This is a genomic window from Pararcticibacter amylolyticus (assembly GCF_003130405.1).
In the GTDB taxonomy this organism is placed as follows: Bacteria; Bacteroidota; Bacteroidia; order Sphingobacteriales; family Sphingobacteriaceae; genus Arcticibacter; species Arcticibacter amylolyticus.
The window spans coordinates 146,331-147,888 of the sequence record NZ_QEAS01000007.1 but is presented as its reverse complement, the minus strand read 5'-3'; the positions used below and the strand labels follow the sequence as shown (position 1 = coordinate 147,888).

Genomic DNA, 1,558 nt, shown 5'->3' with positions numbered 1-1,558 from the left:
CCCCCAGTACTTACCACTTATAACTTACCACTTATAACTTACTCCCCCCTCTACTCGTTAGCAACAAGCACAAATAAGTAATCAGTCCGTTTATGATGATCAGTTCAAAACCGATGGAGTAACTAAACCAGGATACTGAGTTCTTATCTATTATAAACGAAAGAATCGGCGAAAGAATACAAATCCATGGAACAAATCTATCGGCAACCTGTCTTTTAGTGAGCATTCCAAATCCAAATAATCCTACCAGAGGGCCGTATGTATAGCCAGCTGCTTTGAATATTGCATTTACAACAGAGTCGTCATTGATAATCCGGAATACGAGTATGACCAGGAGCATGATGAACGAGAAAACAACGTGTACGATATGGCGGGTACGAACAAGACCAGGATCGTTGTGATTTTCTTTCTTATTAAAACTGAGGAAATCCACGCAGAAAGATGTTGTCAGGGCTGTAAGAGCAGAATCTGTTGTTGCAAATGTAGCAGCTGTCAGCCCAAGCATAAACACAATAGCAGGAATAACATTTAAGTGGTTTAAAGCTATTTCCGGAAACAAATGATCAGGGGTATTCAGTGCGTTTACGTCAATATTATTTGCCGCTGCAAAAATATACAACAGGGCGCCTACACTCAGAAAGAAAAGGTTTATCACCACGAATACGGTCGTAAAGGTCAGCATATTCTTCTGAGCCTCTCCTAAGTTCTTACAACTGAGATTCTTTTGCATCAAATCCTGATCGAGACCGGTCATCGCTACTGTTACAAAGATCCCCCCAAGAAACTGTTTGATAAAATGGTTCTTGTTCCCAAGGAAATCTTCCCAGAAAAAGATCTTTGAATAAGAGCTGTTCTTTACTGTTTCAAACGTTTGCGCCAGGTCGAGATGAAGACTTCTTGATATAAACCAGATAGAAAGGACAACCGAGGAAAGAAGAAATACCGTTTGGAGAGTATCCGTGATAATGATCGTTTTCAAGCCTCCTTTAAAAGTATACAGCCATATCAGGACTAAACAAATCGCTACTGTCGCAAAGAAAGGAACATTCCAGGCGTCGAATATAAACTTCTGAAGCACGATGGCTACCAGGTAGAGCCGGAAAGCCGATCCGATCGTTCTGGATATTAAAAAGATCATGGCTCCTGATTTATAACTCCAGTATCCGAGACGATTCTCAAGGTATGTATAAATGGAAATAAGATGGATCCGGTAATAAAGAGGCAATAAAACGGTGGCAATAAGTATAAACCCAACCGCGTTACCCAGCACAAATTGGAAATATCCAAAGTTGCTGTGAGCTACAGCCCCCGGCACTGAGATAAACGTCACTCCTGACAAGGCCGTCCCTATCATTCCGAAGGCAACAAAATACCATTTAGAATTCCGGTTGGCGATAAAAAACGTTGAGTTATCCGCCGATTTCCGCGAAGTGAGGTACGAAATTAAAATCAGCAGGCTAAAGTAGCCTATCAGGAAAGATAAAAGAACAATAGGAGGCATATTTAAGTTGTAAGTTATAAGTCGTAAGTTATAAACGAAAGCCAGAGTGAGTAGTCA

1 protein-coding gene is annotated in these 1,558 nt (G+C 40.9%); it reads right to left on the bottom strand.

The features are described 5' to 3' along the window. Positions 1-31 precede the first annotated feature (31 nt). Positions 32-1,501 carry a sodium:solute symporter gene (locus DDR33_RS09960; RefSeq protein WP_109415631.1) on the bottom strand — a complete coding sequence of 490 codons (1,470 nt, stop codon included), beginning with the start codon at positions 1,499-1,501 and terminating at the stop codon, positions 32-34. Positions 1,502-1,558 lie beyond the last annotated feature (57 nt).